Annotated in this window: 21 protein-coding genes and 1 pseudogene; 13 read left to right on the top strand and 9 right to left on the bottom strand. The window is 62.8% G+C overall.

Annotated elements, in window-relative coordinates; genetic code table 11:
- Window positions 1-24 precede the first annotated feature (24 nt).
- Window positions 25-1065 (top strand): tRNA dihydrouridine(20/20a) synthase DusA, encoded by a 1041-nt coding sequence (gene dusA, locus BLR92_RS00170; RefSeq protein WP_217636509.1) that lies wholly within the window; start codon window positions 25-27, stop codon window positions 1063-1065.
- A gap of 10 nt (window positions 1066-1075) precedes the next feature.
- Here dusA and BLR92_RS00165 read toward each other — a convergent pair whose 3' ends face one another.
- From BLR92_RS00165 to BLR92_RS00155, 3 genes are all read right to left on the bottom strand, one after another.
- Complete coding sequence (locus tag BLR92_RS00165) at window positions 1076-2104, bottom strand: succinylglutamate desuccinylase/aspartoacylase family protein (RefSeq protein ID WP_089724345.1); 1029 nt, start codon at window positions 2102-2104, stop codon at window positions 1076-1078.
- 122 nt (window positions 2105-2226) lie between these two features.
- Window positions 2227-2826 carry a YceI family protein gene (locus tag BLR92_RS00160; protein ID WP_089724343.1) on the bottom strand — a complete coding sequence of 200 codons (600 nt, stop codon included), beginning with the start codon at window positions 2824-2826 and terminating at the stop codon, window positions 2227-2229.
- Between the two features lie 40 nt (window positions 2827-2866).
- Window positions 2867-3619, bottom strand: a complete 753-nt coding sequence (locus tag BLR92_RS00155) for a CDP-alcohol phosphatidyltransferase family protein (RefSeq protein ID WP_089724341.1) — start codon at window positions 3617-3619, stop codon at window positions 2867-2869.
- 210 nt (window positions 3620-3829) lie between these two features.
- Between BLR92_RS00155 and BLR92_RS00150 the strand changes: the two genes are divergently transcribed.
- The 5 genes and pseudogenes from BLR92_RS00150 to BLR92_RS19845 all read left to right on the top strand — a co-directional run.
- Window positions 3830-4810: a zinc-dependent alcohol dehydrogenase gene (locus tag BLR92_RS00150; RefSeq protein ID WP_089725900.1), complete on the top strand. Its 981-nt coding sequence runs from the start codon at window positions 3830-3832 to the stop codon at window positions 4808-4810.
- Between the two features lie 178 nt (window positions 4811-4988).
- The gene (locus tag BLR92_RS00145; protein ID WP_089724339.1) at window positions 4989-5387 is read left to right on the top strand and encodes a 6-pyruvoyl trahydropterin synthase family protein; all 399 of its coding nucleotides are present in this window, start codon (window positions 4989-4991) and stop codon (window positions 5385-5387) included.
- The gene (locus tag BLR92_RS00140; RefSeq protein ID WP_089724337.1) at window positions 5384-6481 is read left to right on the top strand and encodes a glycosyltransferase family 4 protein; all 1098 of its coding nucleotides are present in this window, start codon (window positions 5384-5386) and stop codon (window positions 6479-6481) included. The genes BLR92_RS00145 and BLR92_RS00140 overlap by 4 nt, the downstream gene beginning before the upstream one ends.
- A complete protein-coding gene (locus BLR92_RS00135) occupies window positions 6478-7371 on the top strand; it encodes a class I SAM-dependent methyltransferase (protein WP_089724335.1) in 894 nt (297 codons plus the stop codon). The genes BLR92_RS00140 and BLR92_RS00135 overlap by 4 nt, the downstream gene beginning before the upstream one ends.
- Window positions 7325-8293, top strand: a pseudogene (locus BLR92_RS19845) (lysylphosphatidylglycerol synthase transmembrane domain-containing protein); the annotation flags it as partial. The gene BLR92_RS00135 and the pseudogene BLR92_RS19845, both read left to right, overlap by 47 nt.
- A 33-nt stretch (window positions 8294-8326) precedes the next feature.
- Here the strand turns inward: BLR92_RS19845 and BLR92_RS00125 are convergent.
- A complete protein-coding gene (locus BLR92_RS00125) occupies window positions 8327-9142 on the bottom strand; it encodes a RibD family protein (protein WP_245704014.1) in 816 nt (271 codons plus the stop codon).
- Between the two features lie 160 nt (window positions 9143-9302).
- Between BLR92_RS00125 and ribA the strand changes: the two genes are divergently transcribed.
- The 4 genes from ribA (at window position 9303) to BLR92_RS19475 (ending at window position 13089) form a co-directional block, all read left to right on the top strand.
- The gene (gene ribA / locus BLR92_RS00120) at window positions 9303-10427 is read left to right on the top strand and encodes a GTP cyclohydrolase II RibA (protein ID WP_089724332.1); all 1125 of its coding nucleotides are present in this window, start codon (window positions 9303-9305) and stop codon (window positions 10425-10427) included.
- 143 nt (window positions 10428-10570) lie between these two features.
- Window positions 10571-12010, top strand: a complete 1440-nt coding sequence (locus tag BLR92_RS00115) for a PAAR domain-containing protein (protein WP_175488684.1) — start codon at window positions 10571-10573, stop codon at window positions 12008-12010.
- Complete coding sequence (locus BLR92_RS19480) at window positions 12007-12384, top strand: hypothetical protein (protein WP_139171550.1); 378 nt, start codon at window positions 12007-12009, stop codon at window positions 12382-12384. Before BLR92_RS00115 ends, BLR92_RS19480 begins: the two co-directional genes overlap by 4 nt.
- A 102-nt stretch (window positions 12385-12486) precedes the next feature.
- Window positions 12487-13089, top strand: a complete 603-nt coding sequence (locus BLR92_RS19475) for a tetratricopeptide repeat protein (RefSeq protein ID WP_139171549.1) — start codon at window positions 12487-12489, stop codon at window positions 13087-13089.
- Window positions 13090-13211: 122 nt separating this feature from the next.
- On the opposite strand, the gene BLR92_RS00105 is transcribed toward BLR92_RS19475, so the two are convergent.
- Together BLR92_RS00105 and BLR92_RS00100 are read right to left on the bottom strand one after the other, a co-directional pair.
- The gene (locus tag BLR92_RS00105; protein ID WP_089724327.1) at window positions 13212-14012 is read right to left on the bottom strand and encodes a creatininase family protein; all 801 of its coding nucleotides are present in this window, start codon (window positions 14010-14012) and stop codon (window positions 13212-13214) included.
- Window positions 14009-15457, bottom strand: coding sequence for a mannose-1-phosphate guanylyltransferase/mannose-6-phosphate isomerase (locus BLR92_RS00100; protein WP_089724325.1), 1449 nt, complete (start codon window positions 15455-15457; stop codon window positions 14009-14011). Before BLR92_RS00100 ends, BLR92_RS00105 begins: the two co-directional genes overlap by 4 nt.
- A 123-nt stretch (window positions 15458-15580) precedes the next feature.
- On the opposite strand from BLR92_RS00100, the gene BLR92_RS00095 reads away from it, so the two are divergent.
- Window positions 15581-16576: an amidoligase family protein gene (locus BLR92_RS00095; RefSeq protein WP_245703839.1), complete on the top strand. Its 996-nt coding sequence runs from the start codon at window positions 15581-15583 to the stop codon at window positions 16574-16576.
- A complete protein-coding gene (locus BLR92_RS00090; protein WP_089724321.1) occupies window positions 16573-17262 on the top strand; it encodes a gamma-glutamyl-gamma-aminobutyrate hydrolase family protein in 690 nt (229 codons plus the stop codon). Before BLR92_RS00095 ends, BLR92_RS00090 begins: the two co-directional genes overlap by 4 nt.
- 55 nt (window positions 17263-17317) lie before the next feature.
- Here the strand turns inward: BLR92_RS00090 and BLR92_RS00085 are convergent, their stop codons facing one another.
- Both BLR92_RS00085 and BLR92_RS00080 read right to left on the bottom strand, forming a co-directional pair.
- The gene (locus tag BLR92_RS00085; protein WP_089724319.1) at window positions 17318-17749 is read right to left on the bottom strand and encodes an OsmC family protein; all 432 of its coding nucleotides are present in this window, start codon (window positions 17747-17749) and stop codon (window positions 17318-17320) included.
- Between the two features lie 337 nt (window positions 17750-18086).
- Window positions 18087-18647 (bottom strand): DUF1415 domain-containing protein, encoded by a 561-nt coding sequence (locus tag BLR92_RS00080; protein WP_089725896.1) that lies wholly within the window; start codon window positions 18645-18647, stop codon window positions 18087-18089.
- 113 nt (window positions 18648-18760) lie between these two features.
- On the opposite strand from BLR92_RS00080, the gene BLR92_RS00075 reads away from it, so the two are divergent.
- Complete coding sequence (locus BLR92_RS00075) at window positions 18761-19651, top strand: aldo/keto reductase (RefSeq protein ID WP_089724317.1); 891 nt, start codon at window positions 18761-18763, stop codon at window positions 19649-19651.
- Window positions 19652-19661: 10 nt separating this feature from the next.
- Here BLR92_RS00075 and nfi read toward each other — a convergent pair whose 3' ends face one another.
- On the bottom strand, window positions 19662-20417 hold the full coding sequence (gene nfi, locus BLR92_RS00070) for a deoxyribonuclease V (RefSeq protein WP_089725894.1): 756 nt from the start codon (window positions 20415-20417) through the stop codon (window positions 19662-19664).
- Window positions 20418-20439: the final 22 nt, after the last annotated feature.

The raw sequence follows: 20439 nt of genomic DNA, 5'->3' as shown, positions 1-20439 counted from the left end.
CTGTTAATATTTACAGATATGGATATGTCCGAAGACGCTCAACCCCGCATGATTACTGAAAACCCGCGGCCCAAGCTGGACAGGACGTTTTCCGTCGCGCCGATGATGGATTGGTCGACCCGCGACTTTCGCGTCTTCGCGCGGGCCTTGACGCGCCATGCATTGCTTTATACCGAGATGGTCACTACCGGCGCGATCCTGCATGGCAGCCCGCGTGAGCGCTTTTTAGGCTACGACGACATCGAGCATCCCCTAGCGTTGCAACTGGGTGGCAGCGACCCTGGCGAATTGGCCGAGTGCGCGGCGATCGCCGAAGCGTGGGGGTATGATGAAGTCAATCTCAATGTCGGCTGCCCAAGCGACCGGGTACAAAACAATCTGATTGGCGCCTGCCTGATGGGCCATCCCGATAAGGTCGCCGCCGCCGTACGCGCGATGAAGGATGCGGTATCGATTCCGGTTACGGTGAAATGCCGCATCGGTATCGACGATCAGGACGAAGACGCCGATCTCGAGCGGTTTATCGCCCAGGTCGCCGGCGCCGGCTGCGATACCTTCATCGTGCACGCGCGCAAGGCCTGGCTGCAGGGGCTCTCGCCCAAGCAAAACCGCGACGTGCCGCCGCTCAACTATCCACGCGTGCAGCGTTTGAAGGCCGCCCACCCCGAGCTGCATATCGGTATCAATGGCGGGCTGGAAACACTGCAGGATTGTCAGACTCAATTGGGCCGAGTCGATAGCGTAATGGTGGGGCGCGAGGCGTACCAGAACCCATGGTTGCTTGCCGAGGTGGATGCCACTTTCTACGGCAAGTCTGACCCTGCGATGAGTCGCCATGCAGCGGCGCGCGCGCTGCGCCCCTATATCGTCCGGCGGCTAGCCGAAGGCGCCCGGCTCAATCACGTGACGCGCCACCTGCTGGGGTTATTTCAGGGCTGTCCGGGTGGGCGCCGCTTTCGTCGCCACCTTTCCGAGAACGCTCACCGCGATGGCGCGGGTTTGCAGGTTTTCGACGATGCCCTCGGCCTGGTCGGCGAGACCCATCGCGAACCGGCGATCGCCTGACAAGCTTGCGTCACATGTTTTCCAATGTCGGCTCGAAAATCGACTGGAACGATTCCACCGCATTCTCGGCTTCCTCGATGGCATCGAAGCGCGCCACGTGGAAGAGCGCCTCGCCCTCGTTGGCCAGTGGCAGATTGCTCATGCCGATGACGATGCCATCGGCGTTAGCGATCACCTCGCCTTCCGCATTGCCGAACGGATCGGCCACCACGCCCAGCACCTGCCCCTTGGCGACCCGCGAGCCGAGCCGCGAACGCGGCCGCAGAATACCGTCGATCGGCGCGCGCGCCCAGCTCGAGCCATTGGCGATCTCGGCGGCCGGTGGCGGCGAACGGCGCCGGCTCGGCGCCAGCATCCCCAGGCTACGCATCACCCGCAGTACACCGCGCACGCCCGGAGCGATCGCCCACTCATCGAAACGCAGCGCCTCGCCCGCCTCGTAGGTCAGCACCGGCACGCCGCGGCTCTGCGCGTAAGCGCGCAGGCTGCCTTCGCGCAATTCGGCATTGAGGATCACCGGAGCACCGAAGGCCTCGGCCATCGCCGACGTATCGCTGCCTGGGGATAACTGCGCTCGGACCTGCGGAAGGTTGGTGCGATGGATGGCGCCGGTGTGCAGGTCGATGATATGCGTGGCCTGCTCGACGATCTGCTCGCGGAACAAGGCCGCCACTCGCGAGCCCAGCGAGCCCTCTTCACTGCCGGGAAAGCAGCGGTTGAGGTCGCGCCGGTCGGGCAAATAGCGGGTATGCTGAACGAAGCCGAAGATATTCACGATGGGCACCCCAATCAGCGTGCCGCGCAGGCGTTTGATCGTTGAAGACCGCAACAGCCGGCGCACGATCTCGACACCGTTGATCTCATCGCCATGAATGGCTCCGCATACCAGCATGACCGGGCCGGGTTGGCGGCCATGCACGACCTCGGCGGCGATATACAGCGGGGCGTGGGTGTAAAGCTTGGCGACGGGCACGTCGATCTGGGCGCGGGCACCCGGCGCCACGCGGACACCGGCGAGTTCGAAGGGGGCGCGTGCCATAATGGCATCCTTGGTAAAACGGTGTTTCCCTTATACCTTGGCGCGAGGCCAATAACGACCCCCAGGACTGACTACGCCCATACGTTTTCGCTAACGATCATCGACATTTCACGCAACGGTCGTTACTGGCGAATCGCCTCGAACTCGAGAATCAGCGTTACCTCGTCGCCGACCATGCCATTGTCGACGCCATAGCTCATGCCCCAATCGCTACGCGACAGCGTGGTACGCGCCGACAGCCCCAAGGTGTACTCCTTGTGACCGAAGGGATATTCGGCAGCCTTGTTAAGCGTTACATCGAGCGTCACCGGATGCGTTTCACCGAGCATGGTGAGATCGCCGGTCAGGGTGCCATGACGATCGTCCTCGGCGGTGAATTCGGTGGCCTCGAAGACGATGCTCGGATATTCGTCGACAGCGAGAAAGTCCGCGCTCTCGACATGCTTGTCGCGCTCCTCATGGTTGGTGAACAAGCTTTCCGAGGCGATCTCCACGCGCCCCGAAGACAACTCCTGCGTCTGCGCGTCGTAGACGAACTTGCCCTTGCCTTCGAGGAACATGCCCAGCAACTTCTCATAGCCGACATGCTCGATCAGAAAGCCGATCGAGAAGTGCTCGGGATCGATGCGATACGTCGCCGGTTCGGCCAGCGCCGGGGCGCTACCCAGCGCCATCCCCGCCACCAGGGCAACGCCAAACAACGGTTTGCGAAGAGAGAACATGGAGACCTCCTGATGTTTGCATCGACCCTCGATGCAAGGCTCATGATGCGGCTGGCAGCGAGTTTCGTCGGGCCAGCCAGCGTACATCGAGGCCGAACGACAGCGTCAGCAACCCCAGCGCCAATATCGCCAACAGCGACGCCAGCCCTTCCGCCACCATCGGCAGTAACCCCAATAACAGCGAGACGATCTGCCACACACAAATCGCCTTGCGCCGTCGGCTTTCCGGCAGCGGTCGGGCCAACCATGGCCAGATATACCCCGCCAATACGAAAGCGTAGCGCATCAACCCTATGGCCAGCACCCAGGCACCGGCCTTGTCGACCGCCACCAGCGCGGCACACAGCACCAGTATGAAGAAGGCATCGAGTTCCATATCGAAGCGCGCGCCGAATGCGCTCGCCGAGCGAGTCACGCGCGCCACCCAACCATCGAGACCGTCGAGCCCCAACGCCAGCACCGCTAATATCGCCATGTCGGTTGCATGATGCGCCATGAAATCGGGAAAGATCACCGCGCCAGCGAGAATCGCGATCAGCATGCCGCGCAGCAGCGTGATGCGATTGGCCCAGCCTAGCCAGCGCCGCGCCGGAGGCCAGGCCCATAGCACCAGCGCCGCCATGGTGAGATAGACCCCAGCGGCGCTCAATCGCAATCCCTGCGGGGCAGCCAGCCACAGCAGCAACCCCTCTACCAGCAGCGCCAGCAACAGCAGCCCGGCAGCCAATTCGACCAGTGTCGAAGGCTGCGCTTTACGCAGTCCAGTGGCTAGCGTTGTCTGATTGTCGCTCATGCGCCATTCCACCTCTACTTGACGTAGCAGCGCCCACCCCCAACCTTAACTATGGCAGAGACGGCTCGCATGCATAGGGACTTGCTTAACCCATTGTGGTGGGCCAGCGTATGGTTGCAAAGCTTTTCATATACAATTTTTATACAAGGGTTGAACCAAGCGACTTCTCTACGAATCGAAAGTTCAATGACCATGGATAAGGAAAGCATCATGGCCACCCCGATCGCCAAGGCTAAGGCATTCTGGACGCTCTCGCCGGGCAGCGGTGCACTGCGCGAGGAACCCTTGCCAGAGCCTGGCCCCGACGAGGTGCTGGTACACGCACGCTACAGCGCCATCAGTCGCGGTACCGAGGCGCTGGTGTTCAACGGCCGCGTACCGCCCAGCGAATATGAGCGCATGCGCGCGCCCTTCCAGGCCGGCGATTTCCCCGGCCCGGTAAAGTATGGCTACGCCAGCGTTGGTACGGTCGAACAAGGCCCGTCCCGGCTGCAAGGTCGTGACGTATTTTGCCTGTACCCGCACCAGGACCGCTACGTGGTACCCGCCGATGCGGTGCTCGCGCTGCCGACCGAGGTGCCGGCAGAACGCGCCGTGCTGGCCGCCAATATGGAAACCGCGATCAATGGTCTATGGGACGCCGGCCCGCGCATGGGCGATCGCATCGCGGTGATCGGCGCTGGCGTCGTCGGTGCGCTGGTCGCCTATCTGTGCGCCCGGATACCGGGAACCCATGTGCAATTGATCGATGTCGAACCCGGGCGCGCCCAGCTCGCTCAGGCGCTGGGCGTGCCCTTCTGCGCACCGGACGGCGCATACGGCGATAACGACCTGGTCATTCATGCCAGTGGCACGCCCCAGGGCTTGCGCGCCGGGCTCGCGCTGACCGGCCAGGAAGCCACCTTGATCGAGATGAGCTGGTTCGGCCAGCAAGAAGTCAGCCTACCGCTCGGTGAAGCATTTCATGCCCGTCGCCTGACGCTACGTTCGAGCCAGGTCGGCAGCGTATCGCCGGCGCGCAGCGTACGCTGGGATCACCGCCGCCGGTTGACGCTGGCTCTTGAACTGCTTGCCGATGCCCGCCTCGATGCCCTGATCAGCGCCGATAGCGACTTCACCGATTTACCGGCGCTGATGCCAAAACTCGCCGCCAAGGCCGGCGGCGCACTCTGCCATCGGTTGCGTTACTGATACAGCGTAAATTCATCACAAGGGAATCACTGAATAAATTGGCGAATGGAATGAAGCGCAAGGAGCCCGGAGCACAGAAGAATAGACATAACATCCAGTTAGGCTATTTTTTGAGCACCGCGTGACACAGCGATTCGTCCATGCAGGCATTTATGCAGTGGTTCCCAAGGAGACGTGCATGTTCAGTCTAACCGTTCGCGATCACTTCATGATCGCGCATAGCTTCAAGGGCGAGATATTCGGCCCCGCCCAACGCCAGCACGGCGCCACCTACGTGGTCGACGTCACCTTCAAGCGCCCCGAGCTCGACGCCAACGACTTGATCGTCGACATCGGCCTGGCCAGCAAGGCGCTGAGCGACGTATTGGCGGATCTCAATTTTCGCAATCTCGACGACGCCCCGGAATTTCACGGACGCAACACCACCACCGAATTCATGGCCAGCGTGGTTTTCGAACGTCTCGCCGCAGCCGTGCGTGCCGGTGGCCTGGGCGAACAGGCCCGCGGCCTGACCGCCCTGTGCGTGACGCTGCACGAGTCGCATGTTGCCTGGGCCAGCTACGAGGGAGCGCTGTGAGCCATTCGCTGACTTTCATCGTCGCCGGTGACCCCGCGCAGCTCACCGGCGGCTACGTATACGATGCACGCATCGCCGCCGCCTTGCGCAGCCAGGGCTGGCGCATCGAGGTCATCGGCCTGGGCGGTAGCTTTCCGGAGCCCGATTCAGCTTCAGCGCGCGCCCTGAACGACGCCCTCGCCAGGCAGCCCAATGGCACCCGCGTGGTAATCGATGGCCTGGCCATGGGCGGATTGCCCGAGATCGTCGCCAGGCATGGCAAGCGTCTCGACCTGACCGCGCTGGTGCATCATCCCCTGGCCGATGAAACCGGCCTCGATGACGCCCAGCGCACGCGGTTCATCATCAGCGAAACCCGCGCCCTGGCCGCGGTTCATCGGATCATCGCCACCAGCGCCTTTACCGCGCGCCGGCTAGCCGATTTCGATGTCGCGGCCGAACGCGTCGCGGTGGTCGAACCCGGCGTCGACGCAGCGCCGTTGGCACAAGGCACGCATGGCGATAGCAACACCACGCAGCGGCTGCTATGCGTGGCGACGCTCATCCCACGCAAGGGCCATGACGTACTGATCGACGCACTGGCCCGGCTCGGCAGGCATGACTGGCAGTGCGACTGTATCGGCGCGCTCGACCGTGACCTGGCCCATGCCAGGGCCGTGACCGCGAGGATACTCCAGCACGGCCTGGGCAGCCGCGTGCACCTGCTTGGCGAGCGTGAGCCCGAGGCGCTGGACGCCGCCTATCAGAGCGCCGATGTTTTCGTGCTGCCTTCCCATTACGAGGGTTACGGCATGGTGGTTAGCGAGGCGTTGGCGCGCGGCCTGCCGGTGATCACGACCACTGGAGGTGCATTGGCCCATACCCTGCCGCGCGAAGCCGGGCTGGCGGTACCGCCGGGCGACGTTGCGGCATTTGCCGAGGCGCTGCGCCGCTGGTTCGACGACCCCGAACTCAGACAGCGTCTGCGCGCCGGCGCTCGCCAGGCCCGCGCAACCCTCAAGGACTGGAACGCCGCCGGCGCCGCCTTTGCCGACGCCCTGCTGGCACATGGCGAGCCCGCGTCCGGGCGCAACGCCAAGGGAGTCTCGCCATGAACCAGCCCGCGCCCGGCAGCACCTTCGACAGCCACTGGCTGCGGCTGCGCGAAGCGGCCGATCGCGCCGCGCGAAGCACAACACTGACGCGACGCGCCGGGGCGTGGCTGGAAAAGCGCCACGCCAGCGAGGGTGTCTTTTCGCTGATGGATCTGGGCAGCGGCAACGGCAGTAACCTGGAATTTCTGGCGCCGCGCCTGCCCGGCCATCAGCGCTGGCGGCTGATCGATCATGACTCCCATTTACTCGCCCAGGCCACGGGGCGCTTTCACCAGTTGCACGACGCTGACGGCAATGCCATCGAGTTGATCGGTGACTGCCGCGATCTGGCCGACCTGAATACCCTGTCTCTCGAGGACTACGACCTGATCTGCGCCTCGGCGCTATTCGACCTGGTGTCGCGCGACTGGCTCGCGCGCTTGGCCGACGCCTGCGTCGCCTGCAACGCCGCCGTGCTGTTTACCCTGAGCGTGAATGGCGAATGGCATTTCATCGATCGCCAGGACCAGCCATGCGATAACGCCGAGGATCGCTGGGTCCGTCAACTGATCGATGCCCATCAGCAGCGCGACAAAGGCTTCGGCCCAGCGTTGGGTGGCAGCGCCCCCACCGCGCTGAGCGAGGCATTTACGCAGCGCGGTTATCGCGTCGCCAACGCTCCAAGCCCGTGGCGACTGCTGGCTGGCCACACTGAGAGCGTGACGCTCGGCCAGGCACTGCTCGAAGGCTGGGACCAGGCCGCCCGCGAGCAAGCTCCGCAATGCGCAGAGCGGATAACGGCCTGGTTCCAAAGCCGGAGCACGGCACTCGAAAGCGGCGCGCTGGGCTTGTGGGTCGGCCACGATGACGTTTTCGCCTACCCGCCCGACACCCCTGACGAGGCGGCCTGACATGACCGCGCCACGCCAGCCACGCTGGCCAGGCATCGGTGCCTGGCGACGTCCGCGCGTCTGGATACGTCCCTTCGCCAGCCTGATATTGCTCGGCTGCCTGGTGGCGTGGCTGGACATAGCGGCGATCGTTGCCGAGTTCGAACGACTGTCGACGGCTTGGGTGGCACTGGCCCTAGTGTTGACTCTACCGCAGGTGGCGATATCGGCGTGGCGCTGGAAGCTCACCGCGCGCCTGCTGAACGTCCGGCTGCGCTGGGGGGCCGCGCTGGGTGACTATTACCTGGCCACCTTTCTCAACCAGGTGTTGCCGGGCGGGGTAATCGGCGACGCCACTCGCGCCTGGCGCCATGCCCGCGAGAGCGGCGCGCGCGGCCCGGCAGTGCGCGCGGTCATCATCGAGCGCATTTCCGGTCAGATGGTACTCGCCGCCATGGCGTTACTGACGTTGCTGTCGCCAATATGGCGTGAGCCACTGACCACGGCGCTTTCACAGGGCTCTATACAAGGGCCCGCCGCGATAACCATCAGCGCGGCGGGCGCCTGGCTGATCGCTTGCGCGGCGCTGATCGCGGTGGGGTGGCTAATCCGTCGCCTGTCCCTCAAGCCACCGCCTGCGCTGCGCGGCCTGGGTAGCGATGTGTATCGTAGTCTGCTCAGCGCGAGCGCCTGGCCACGCCAGATGCTCGGCTCACTGCTGGTGGTCGCCAGCTACGTCGCGGTATTCGTCTGCGCGGCACGCGCCATCGGTGTCGAGCTGCCCATCGCCACGCTGTTGGCGCTGATTCCAGCGATCCTGATGGCCATGGCCATTCCGCTTTCCATCGCCGGTTGGGGCCTGCGCGAAGGGGCCGCGGCGCTGGTCTGGGTCGCTGCCGGTCTATCGCCCGCCCAGGGCGTAGCGGTCTCGATGGCCTACGGCCTGCTGGTGCTGGCGTCCAGCCTGCCCGGCGCGCTATTCCTGGTGCGTCGCCGGGCCGCCAACGCCAGTCGTCACGGGGGCGGCGGCAAGGGTCAGATCGAACAGCGTGTCGTCGCCACAGGTAAAGGTTCGCGACACGGGACGCAGCGCGCGATCGAGGGTGTCGATCGGCGTCAGCGAGAGCCCCGGCCGACCGGAACCGATCAGCAGCGGCGCCACCAGCAAATGCAAGCGGTGCAACACGCCGGCTTCGAGAAACCGCGATACCGTCAGCCCGCCGCCCTCGATCAACACCCGCCCAAGCCCGCGCGCGGCAAGCATGTCGAGCACCGCACGCGGCTCGACGATAGCGCCCTCGCCCAGCGGCAACACGACACGTTCGACATGCCCGCCCACCGGGCCGATAGTCGGCGCGCCCGCGCCGACCAGGTGCAGCGTCGGCGCCTCGCCGGACTGAAAGACGTGCCGCTCGGCAGGCAGTCGGCCACGCGGGTCGAGCACCACGCGCAGCGGATTATGACCATCGACCAGCCTCACGCTGAGGCGTGGATCGTCGGCATCGACGGTGCCCGCGCCGACCAGCACGGCATCGACCAGCGCCCGCAGCCGATGCAGATGCCGTCGGCTCTCGACGCCGTTCACGTAATGCGACGCCCCGGTCACGGTCGCGATGCGCCCATCGAGGCTTTGCCCAAGCTGGGCGATCGCCAGCGGCTCGGCGCGGGCCACCAGCGGCAGCAGGCAGTCGAGCAGGTCGCGCACGTCGTCGTCGACCGATCCATCGCAATGCCAGGCGCCGCCACGCCGAACATCCAGACGCCAGTCGCCCAAGGCCAGGGACAACGCCATGACTGACGACCAATCGCCATTCATGGCGTCGCGCACGCAGGACCAGGCGGCAGCCAGAGAAGATTCGCTCATGCATCCTCATCCTGGAAACAGGGACAGGAACCCCATCATGCGCAGCGCCCAGCGAGAGAACAACCTTAGTCACGCCAAGGAGACGTCCATGCATCAGGTCGAACGCGCCATCTTCGATATTCGCCGTGGACTGCCGGTACTGCTGCGCGACGGCGATCAGGATGTCTTGGTGCACCCCATCGAGAACGTCGACGATGGCGCGCTCGACCGATTGATCGCCACCGCCGGCGATGCCCCAGGGCTGGTATTGAGCCGCCACCGGCTGGCCTTGTTGGGCAAGACGCTCGATACCAGCGCCGCGCGCCTGCCGCTCTCTTCATTGGCAATACTCGATGTACGGCGGCTCAACGAATTGGCCTTCGGCGCCGATGCCGGCGAGCATTTTCAACCGCCGGTGGCCGCCAGCCGCGCCGATCATGCCGCGCTGACCCTGATGCGTCGCGCGCTGTTGATTCCCGCCGCCCTCACGGCACGCGTGGCCAGAAAATCCCGCGACCGCGTCGAGTCGCTGATCGAGAGCGGCGCATTGCTGGCGGTTGAGGCCAGCGATGCCGAGCACTGCTTCGAAGCCGCCTCGGGTCTGCTGAAAAAAGTCAGCGAAGCGCGTATTCCACTCGCTGACGCCGTCGACAGTCGCTTCATGCTGTTTCGTGAACCGGATGGCCTGCGCGAGCACATCGCCGTGGTCATCGGCGATCCCGAGGCCTGGCTCGACGCAGTGCCATTGCGCCTGCATTCGGCGTGCCTGACCGGCGATTTGTTCGGCAGCCTGCGCTGCGATTGCGGCGAGCAGTTGCGCAATGCCGTCGCCGATATCGACGCCATGGGGGGTGGCGTGCTGCTCTACCTGGCCCAGGAGGGACGCGGTATCGGCCTGGCTAACAAGTTGCGCGCCTATGCCCTGCAGGATGAGGGCCTGGACACCCTGGATGCCGATCAGGTGCTGGGGTTTGGCGAGGACGAACGCCGCTACGGCGTGGCGGTGGACATGCTCGCCGCGCTCGACATTCGCCGCGTGCAGCTCCTGACCAACAACCCGGTGAAGATCGCCGCGCTGATCGAAGGCGGCATCGACGTCGCCGACCGCCAGGCGCTATATGGCCGCTTGACCGAGCAGAACTATCGCTACCTGACTGCCAAGTCCAAGCGTGCCGGGCATATGCTCGACGCCGTGCTGAATGGACATTCCAAGGGTTCCCCCGACGGCTTTTAAAGGGGCAATCTCTACCGGCGGCTGGTGAATGTAAGATATTTCCTACAAAAACTGTCGTCTATGGCTTACAAGCCCGGCGCCGTTTGGCAGGTACAATTGCCGTTCATCGGTATCGCTCTCGTTCGGACATCAAGGAGCCAGCGGTGGATCTGGCAAAAATCGGCGACAAGGTCGTCTGCAAGTGTAACGGCGGCCCGCACAAGATCGTCAGTGGCGCGAGCACGGTCTTCGTCGACGATATCCCGGCGGCACGCATCGGCGACATGAGCTCCTGCGGGGCGACGATTACCACCGGCGCCGACTGGTTCGAGATCGAAGACAGCCCCGCCGCGATCAACGGCAGCCAGACTTCGTGCGGTGGCAAAGTCATTACCGGTTCGAGCGTGACCACCGGCTCGCCGACGAGTATCGAGATCGGCGGGTTTCGGTTTCAGCAATCCGCTCCCGCTGACAGCGCCATGACCACTGACGCCATCGATGACGCGATTGCGGCTTCGGGTGCGCCAGCCTCGCAAGCCAGTGCTCAACCGACCACTGCTTTCTCGGCAACGGCGGCAACCGCACCAATCGACGATGATGACACTAGCGGCGTCGCACCGGGCTTTCATATCGTCGAACGGCCGATGTCAGGCCGAGAACTCGAAGCCGAGCTACTCGGCCGGGCGAAGCCCGAGGCAATCGATAAATTTCGCGCGCTGAATCCACATCTCGCCGAGCGGGCCAAGCCCGGACAAATGGCCGTGCTCAGCGATCCCGACAACCTGCAATGCACGGCCGAAGACGCCCGGCTTCGCGACGCGGCGAACCGGGTCGATGCCGCGCTGGCCTCGTTGAGTGATGAAGACGCTCGATTCATGGTCGAGAACTACGACGCCATCGGGGCGTTTCTCGACTACTCCTCGGCCGGCGTGGGCGCGGCCACCGCCATGGTCGGCAAGCACCTGACAACGGTCGAACGCACGCTACGCAGCATCGAGCAACTCCATCAGCGTAGCTTTGCCGAGCATGGCAACCTCAACAACCCGGATTTCTTCGCCAAGCGCCGCCGGCTCTTCACCCAGTTGAACGGCTCGTTGGGGCCGCTGGTGCGTCGGGGCATCGGCTTTCCCGACCATCCCTCGCTGCGCCACGCGCTCGGCATCTCGACCCGCAGCCTGACGCATCACTGGCGCGAAGGCGGCGTGAGCGACATCCCGGGTTACGCAACGCATATCGACGGTGTCGCCAGGGCCGCCAAGTACATCAAGGCCGGTGGCTGGATCGGCGTGGGGCTGGGAGGTGTGGCATCCTATGCCAGGGTTCAGGAAGCCTGCACCACTGGCCGCGAAGATCAATGTGGCCGGGTCAAATACACCGAGGCCGGGAAGTTTATTGGTGGGGTGGGTGGAGGCGCTCTTGCGACAGCCGGTGCTACATATTTTGCGGGAACAGTTTGTACGGCTATAGGTTTCGCAACTGCCGGAGTTGGCGGCATCATCTGTGGACTTGTTGTTGTAGGTGGAGCTGGTGTCGTAGGGGGTATCGTAGGTAGTTCACGTGGAGAGGATGCTGGCGAGCTTATTTACAAGGGCCTAACTCCATGAGCGAGGATACTTATGCATACATCTGGACTGGTTTTTTCATTTTATGTTTTTTAGATATTTTCTTTATATTATATGTATCTTATTCAAAGCTTGAAGAAGCTGAAGAATACCTAAAAAATTCATCTGAAGTGATCACTCAGCGTTACATATGGAAGAGTGGGCCAATAGGAAAAACAATGAGATTAATGCGTCTCGGAGGTGTATTAGCGCGACCAAACTTTTATCATCGACATAAATTAGCCAGCATGGAAGATATTGAAAAAATACCTAGGTCTTTAAAGGCCTGGATTTTAACCCCTTGCCATATCACTGTATGCCTGTGCGTTTTTATGTTCGGTTTTTGGGCTTGGGAGGAGCTAATAAAAAGACTTTAGATATCTGCGCCATCGGACGTGAAACCAATGTAACCGGGTCAAACACACCGAAGCCGGGAAGTTTATTGGTGGGGGTTATGGGAGGAATGCTGTGGTGAACAAATGAAACTCTTGACTATTTTTGGCGTACTTATAATGTCGCTTGCTCTATTGGCCTGCCAGCCTCAAACCAGTGAGCGAGCAGTAAAATTACAGAAAGAAGCTGCTTCGACATTGGCACAAGGTGTTGCGAATAGCAGCGACAAGAAAGTTTCAACAGCACTTGACCTAGTCAACGAGTCATTGGGAATTGCTCCAAACCATGTACCTTCACTCGTCACACGCGCCAACATAAACATATACGAACGCCGTTATGAAAAAGCATTGAAGGATATAATTAGCGCCCAGGAGATAAAGCCGAAGGATCGTTCTCTAAATATGCTTGAGTGCCTGCTAAAAGAACGTAGCCAAGGAAAAAAAGCCGCTATCCCTTGTTATGCAGCATTAGAGAAAGAATGGGCGAAACAGCACCAAGAAGGTGAGCCTATCGATATCAACTGGGTTGCGGCGGCCTACCTCGCAAACAGTGGTAACCGGCAGGATTTAAAAACTCGCTATTTGCAACAGAAAAAATCTCAAGGAAGCCCTGATTATCTGCTGGCAAAAAAGACCATCCAGAGTTTGGAGCAAGGTCGCTATCTTCAGCTTATCATGCCTGGATATTAAATCAGGAAATCTCCCGCGGGCAGCTTCGTCGGCCTGGATATCTCCGCTCCGCAGTCAAAATTAATCAGGCATGCAGCGATGGGCGGCCTGCGCTTGAGTTTTATACCAATCTGCAGTGGCCCTTACTTCTGAAAACGTGCCTCGAAATCGTCGATATCCATGGCGCGGGTCTCGCTGATGACGGTCGCCAGCGTCGCGCCGTAATGGCTGACCAGGCGCTCGCCGAGTTCCGCATTGGCCAGCCGCGCGTCGCCGACCACACCGCCGGGGTGAAGGTCTTCGGCCAGCCAGGCGAAGGCCGCCTCGCCTTCCGGCCCCAGCGTCAAGCCTTGCCGGGCCATCGCCTCGCCTCGCGATGGCGGGTGGTCGAGATGCTCGCGACGTACCTTGTGGGGTGCCAGGTGCAACATCATCGCCGTTTCCAGCGCGCCGCCATGCAGGCCATGGCGCAACTCATCCACCGGTAACGCTTGCGCCGGCGCGGCGAAGCGAAAGTAGTTGGCCTTGACCACCAGCATGCCCCAGCGTTCGCGCAGCTTGAGCGCGGCGATATCGGCCACCGCCTTGTTGCCGCCATGGCTGTTGAGCAGCACCAGCCGACGCACGCCGGCACGCGACAGTGAGTCGCCATAGGCTTCGATCACCGCGATAGCGACTCCAGGTGGCAGGCTCAACGTACCGGGAAAACCGGCGTGTTCATGGCTTGCCCCCACCGACATCGGTGGCAACACAAGCAGCGGGAAGTCCTCGGGTAATGCCGCGACTGCCGAGGCGAGCAGCCCTTCAGCGATATCCAGATCGGTCGATAGGGGTAAATGCGCGCCATGCTGTTCGATGGCCGCCAGCGGCAACACCGCAACACTATCTGCATGGATCGCCTTGCTCAGTTCGACACTGGTCAGGTCCTGCCAACGCTCGCTCATGTCGGCTCCTCGCCGTGCGCACCCGGTGTCGCGTCACGGCCATAACGATCGGCGAGACGCTCGATGTCATCCTCGCCCAGATAATCCCCGGACTGAATCTCGATCAACTCCAATGGCACTCGCCCGGGGTTTTCCAGCGAATGCGCCTGGCCGATGGGAACATAGGTGGATTGATTCTCGCTGACCAGATAGCTTCGCTCGCCGTTGATTACCCTGGCGGTACCGGCGACCACGACCCAGTGTTCGGCGCGGTGATGGTGACGTTGCAGCGACAACCCCTCGCCAGGTTTGACGGTAATATGCTTGACCTGAAAACGCCGGCCGCGATCGATCCGCCGAAAATCACCCCACGGGCGCAGCACTTGCGGGTGCTGCTCGACTTCTTCCCGCCCATCGAGCCGTTCGACCAGCGCCCGGAGCTGCTGTATGCGGTCGCGAGCGGCCACCAGCACGGCGTCGGCGGTCTCGACGATCACCAGGTTGTCGACGCCCAACGCCGCCACCAAACGGCTATCGGCATGCACCAGGCAGCCATGCGACTTTTCCAGCATGACATCGCCATGGGCGCTGTTATCGTCGGCGTCACGGGGCAGCGAGCGCCACAGCGCCTGCCAGTCGCCGAGATCGTTCCAGCCGGCGTCCAGCGTCACCACGACGATGTCGTCGGCACGCTCCATCACCGCGTAGTCGATGGAGTCCGCCGGACACGCCAGGAAGGCCTCGCGCTCGGGGCGCAGAAAATCCAGGTCGCCGTGCCGCCCCGCCCAGGCCTCGCGGCAGGCAGCGAGGATCGCTGGCGCGAAGCGCTCGATGGCGGCCAGCCAAACGCTGGCCCGCAACAGGAAAACACCGCTGTTCCACAAATGATCGCCACTGGCGAGATAATCCTTGGCACGCGCCGTGTCGGGTTTCTCGACGAAGGCGGCGACACGATGAGCACCCACGCCGAGCGGCTCGCCACGGCGAAGATAGCCATAACCGGTCTCGGCGCGCGTCGGTGCAATGCCCAACGTCACCAGCCAACCGGCCTCGGCCAGTTCCAGTCCCTGACTCAACGCTGTACGAAACGCCACTTCATCGGCAATCGCATGATCGGCGGGCAATACCAGCAACAGCGGATCGTCGCCCCGGCTAATCGCTTCGAGAGACGCCAACGTCAAGCTCGGCGCGGTGTTACGCCCCTCGGGTTCGATCAGCAGCGTGACGTCATTCAATCCCGACTGGCGTAGCTGTTCGGCAGCAAGGAAGCGATGGTCCTCGCCGCACACCACGATCGGTGCAGCGCTGGTCAAACCCGTGAGTCGCGTCAGGGTCCGTTGCAGCAAGCTGGCTCCGTCGACCTCGCCAAGAGCGAGAAACTGCTTTGGCCGCAGCCGCCTCGACAACGGCCACAACCGAGTGCCGCTGCCACCGGCAAGAATCACGGGAACGCAGTGGTCCGTCATCGCAACTCCTCGAGACTCGATCACCATGAACTCTCAGCTTGCCACCAAAGGCGGCCAGCCCGCTAGCTTGCAAACAGAGGCGGCAACCGCTGCAATGGGATGGTCCACTCGCAGGAGAGTCGCGTGAATCCCAATGCTCCCCCGCAACCTCGCACCGGCGAGGGTCATTTGCGCCGTGTCGGCGTGGAGATCGAGTTCGCCGCCATTGCACCGGCCAAGGCGGCCGAGTTGGTGATCGATCACTTCGGCGGTCGCTGCATTACGCTGAGCCCGCATCGCTTCAAGGTGATCGAGACCCGCTGGGGCGAATTCACTATCGAGCTGGATACCACCTACGCGCACCCGGACGCCAAGGTCGTGGAAAAAGCCGAGGCCAAGGGTGACGAATGGAACCATTGGCGCCTCGATCTACACAATCGCACCCGCCAACTGATCGGCGACGCCGTGGCCGGCGTGGTACCCACCGAAATCGTCTGCCCACCGCTGCCCTGGCTGGCACTCAATGAACTCGATGCCTTATTCGGCGCGCTACGCCTGCAAGGCGCTCGCGACACCCATGACAGCCTGTTTTACGCCTTCGGCCTACATCTCAATCCCGAGGTGCCGGGCACCGATGCCGCCACCTTGCTGGCATACCTGCGCGCCTATCTGATTCTCGCCGAATGGCTGCGCGAGGAAATTGATATCGACTTCACGCGCGGGATATTGCCGCACGCCAACCCCTTCCCCAAGGAGTATGCATTCAAGGTTCTCGATCCCGATTACACGCCCAATCTCGACACGCTGATCGCCGATTACCTGATCGACAACTCGACCCGCAATCGCGAGTTGGATCTGCTGCCGCTGTTCGCGTATCTGCGCCCTGATTTTCCCAGCGGGTTACTAGCCGACCCGCTGGTCAAGCCACGACCGACCTTTCACTATCGCCTGCCGAACGCCCAGTTGTCGCGACCCGACTGGAACGCAGTGTGTGAATGGAATCGCTGGATCGAGGTCGAACGCCTGGCCACCGACCCCGAACGGCTGGCCGAGCGTAGCGAGGCCTATATCGATCATCATCGCCGATCACCGGTCACACGCTGGCTGGACCAGCTCAAAGAATGGATGCACGACGCATGACACGACCACGGATCGGCATCACCACCTCGGATCACAAGAGCCTGCTTGCCTGGTGGTGCGACTGGTTGGCGGTATGGCGTGCCGGTGGCCAGCCGGTGCGGCTGTCACCCGCGAAGCCCGATCCGGATGGCCTGGATGGCTTGGTGGTCGGTGGCGGCGACGATATCGGCGCGCACCTTTACGGCGGCGAGGTGCAACTCGACGTGCGCGTCGATCCGCAACGCGACACCCTGGAGCTCGAGCTGCTCGAGCGCTTCGTGCCCGACGGCTGCCCGGTATTGGGTATCTGTCGCGGAGCGCAGATCATCAATGTGTATCTCGGCGGTTCGCTGATCAGCGATATCCATACCGCCTTCGAGCATGTCAGGAAACGTCGCACCGTATTGCCGAGCAAGACCGTCGACGTCGTCGCAGGCAGTCAGTTGCACGACATCGTGAAAGTCAGTTGGTGTCAGGTAAACAGCCTGCATCATCAGGCCATCGACAATCCCGGCGAAGGGATCGACATCGTCGCCCGCGACCGCGACGGGCTGGTCCAGGCCATCGAGAGCCACCGCCATGGTTTTCTCATCGGCGTGCAGTGGCACCCCGAGTTTCTGATCTTCAATCGTCCACAGCAGCGCCTGATTCGCGCGCTGGTCGATGCCGCCACCGAGCACGCCAGTCAGGCCTCGACGGCCCACTGAGTCGAACACGACGAAGCCGGCCACCAGGACCGGCTTCATGGGTCGAATGGCGATATCAACTCTCGAGTTTGGCGTCCAGGGTAATCTCGGCCTTGAATAGCTTGGAGACCGGACAGCCCTCCTTCGCCTTATTGGCCGCTTCGTCGAACTTGGCCTGATCGGCGCCGGGAATTCTGGCGGTAGTGTCAAGATGAATGGCGGAAATCGTGAATCCGCCATCGTCCTCTTTCAGCGTCACCGTGGCTTCGGTCTTGATGCTCTCCGCTTCGAGATCCGCCTCGCCCAGAATCATCGACAGCGCCATCGAATAGCAACTGGCATGCGCCGCGCCGATCAATTCCTCGGGGTTGGTGCCGGCCTGCCCCTCGAAACGCGTATTGAAGCCATAGGGAATTTGCTTGAGCGCGCCACTCTCGGTGGAAACCGTTCCCTTGCCCTGCTTCAGGCTACCCTGCCATTCGGCGGATCCTTTCTTCTCGATGCTCATAACGTCTCCTTTACGTCGGCTTGCCAAGGCGGCCCGGCGGGCCACCCATCCCACAATTGACTATAGTCGCTGGCCGCCACTTCCCGCTGAGAGGGTGCTTACAAATTACTGCGCTCGCCCATTCTGCGTTGAAATCGTGCTCAAAAATGCTCATTTACCGTTTGTAAACTCCGCTTCTTCGCCCGATTTCGCCTTGTCTGGCCGTCGCTCGTGACTTTTGTAAACACCCTCTGAGACATCGCCTATCGAAGCGAGAAGCGATGTCGGCGTCGTGAACAATCCGTCTCACCTCCTTGATTGATGCGGCATGCGGCGCGGTGTTTCAAGGCATGGATGGTCACCGCCCGCCAGTCGACCGACAACAGGCGAGCAGTCGTTCGGCCAGCGCCCGATTTCCCAGGCGCCTCAGCGTCTCGACGTTGCGTTCGGGAATCCGCTCGGGGTGGGCGAAGCGAGACAACGCCTGCTCCACGCCCGCCTCGCGCAATAAATGCAGCATCGGGTGCGGCGAACGGTTGGTGTAATTGGCGGGGTCGTCCTCGGCGACACCATCGAAGCAGTAATCGGGATGAAAACTGGCCAGTTGATAGACCCCCTCATAGCCCTGATCGTCGAGCAATGCCTCGGCCAGCCCCAGCAGATCGAGATAGTCGTCGAAAACCTCCGCGCCGTCGGTCAGCACGACCAGCGTAGTTTCTATACTGGCGTCGCTATCGAGTCGCTGGCATTCGTCGATCAGTGCCAGCAATGCCTGCTCGGGCGAAGCCGCCGATACCGGGACGTAGCGAATACTGTCGCGTTCGAGTTCGCGCCGGGCGAAGGGGCAGATATCCAGGCCGACCACGAAATTCTCGACCCAGGCACGGGTCCGATGGAGGCTGTCGACGGCATCGGTCATGGCAATCTGCCAGTGGAAACTACCTGCGTGAATGGGCTGAAGCACGGTATTGAAAATTCGCGGCATACCGCCCAGAGTCAAATGGAATACATTTCCATATAAGCGAGCCTAGCATGTTCCGAGATGACATTCCTCGCGTCACCCTCGCCGCCGACGGCGATGAGCCCGCCATCGCACTGCCGGCCATCGGCCAGGGCACCTGGTACATGGGCGAGGGTCTGACACCTCGCCATGAGGAAGTCCGCGCCTTGCAACAAGGCCTGGAACTGGGCCTGACGCTGATCGACACCGCCGAGATGTACGGCGACGGTGGCGCCGAGGAGGTCGTCGGCGAAGCGCTTCACGGGCGCCGTGACCGCGCCTTCCTGGTTTCCAAGGTCTACCCTTGGAACGCCGGGCGCGACAGCGCCATCGACGCCTGCGAGCGCAGCCTGAAACGGCTCGGCACCGATTACCTGGACCTTTACCTGTTGCATTGGCCTGGCGGCATTCCTCTCGCGGAAACCCTCGAAGCCTTCGAGCGCCTGCGCGAGCAAGGCAAGATTCGCCGCTTCGGCGTGTCCAACTTCGATATCGATGACATGCAGGCGCTGACCGGCCTCCCCGGCGGCGCGCGCTGCGCCGTCAATCAGGTGCTCTATCATCTGGGCTCGCGCGGCATCGAACACAGCTTGCTACCCTGGCAGCGCGAGCGGGGCCTGCCGACCATGGCCTACTGTCCTCTCGCCCAGGGCGGAAAGCTGCGTCGCGAGCTGCTCGGCCACCCAGACGTCGCTGCCGTCGCCGAAGCGCTAAATGCCACTCCGGCGCAGGTGCTGCTGGCCTGGGCCACCCGTCCGGCGGAAGGCCAGCGTAACGTTATCGCCATTCCCAAAGCCGTACAGCCAAGCCACGTCGAGCAGAACGCCGCCGCGCTGGAACTCGACCTCGATGACGCGGCCCTGGCGCGCCTCGATGCGGCGTTTCCGTCGCCGGGCCGCAAGGTGTCGCTGGATATCGTCTGAGCGCCGCATTCTACTCGCCGATTCCCAGCTCGCCTTGCATGCGCTCATGCTTGAAGCGCTGGCCGCGCCGCGAAGCCAGCCGATCCGCCAGACGGGTCGGCTCAGGCAGCTTGGTGCGACCCAGGCAGGCGATCACCCATTCCAGGGCGGTCGTCTGACTGATCCGATGCCCGGGCGAAACGACGATCGGCTTGACGCCCTCGCGGCTGCGCAGCATGGCGCCGATAGTGACACGGCCTTCGGCGTCCAGCGCCACATCGGCAGGGTCCTCCTTGCGGCGCCGATCGGTCAGCGGCGTCCACTCTCCGCGCGGCTCGGGTACCTCGCCATGGCCACCGCACAGGCGCTTTTTCGCCACCCCCACGGTCGGCAGATCCAGCCACAACCCCAGATGCGAAGCCACGCCCAAGCGTCGCGGGTGGGCGATCCCCTGGCCATCGACCATCACCAGATCAGGGCTCTGCGACAAGCGCTCGAAGGCGCGCAAGGCGGCAGGAATCTCGCGAAACGACAACAACCCGGGAATATACGCCATGCGGGTCGGCTCGCGGTGCACGACCTCCTCGATCGGCACGAGTTCAGGCCAGCTCAACAGCACCACGGCGGCGCGCGTGGTCGTGCCGTCGTCTTCGAAGCCGATATCGACACCGGCGATGATGTGCACCTCGCCGAGACGGTCGCTGCGCTCGGCGCGTGGCGCCAGGTGGCGTTGCAGGTCGATGGCTTGCTGCGGGGTCAGTGTCCAGTCGTGCAGCGGTTGGCGCATGGTCGACATTACCGATCGTAAA

This window comes from Modicisalibacter muralis, from assembly GCF_900102945.1.
In the GTDB taxonomy this organism is placed as follows: Bacteria; Pseudomonadota; Gammaproteobacteria; order Pseudomonadales; family Halomonadaceae; genus Modicisalibacter; species Modicisalibacter muralis.
This window is presented reverse-complemented; position numbering and strand designations above follow the sequence as displayed.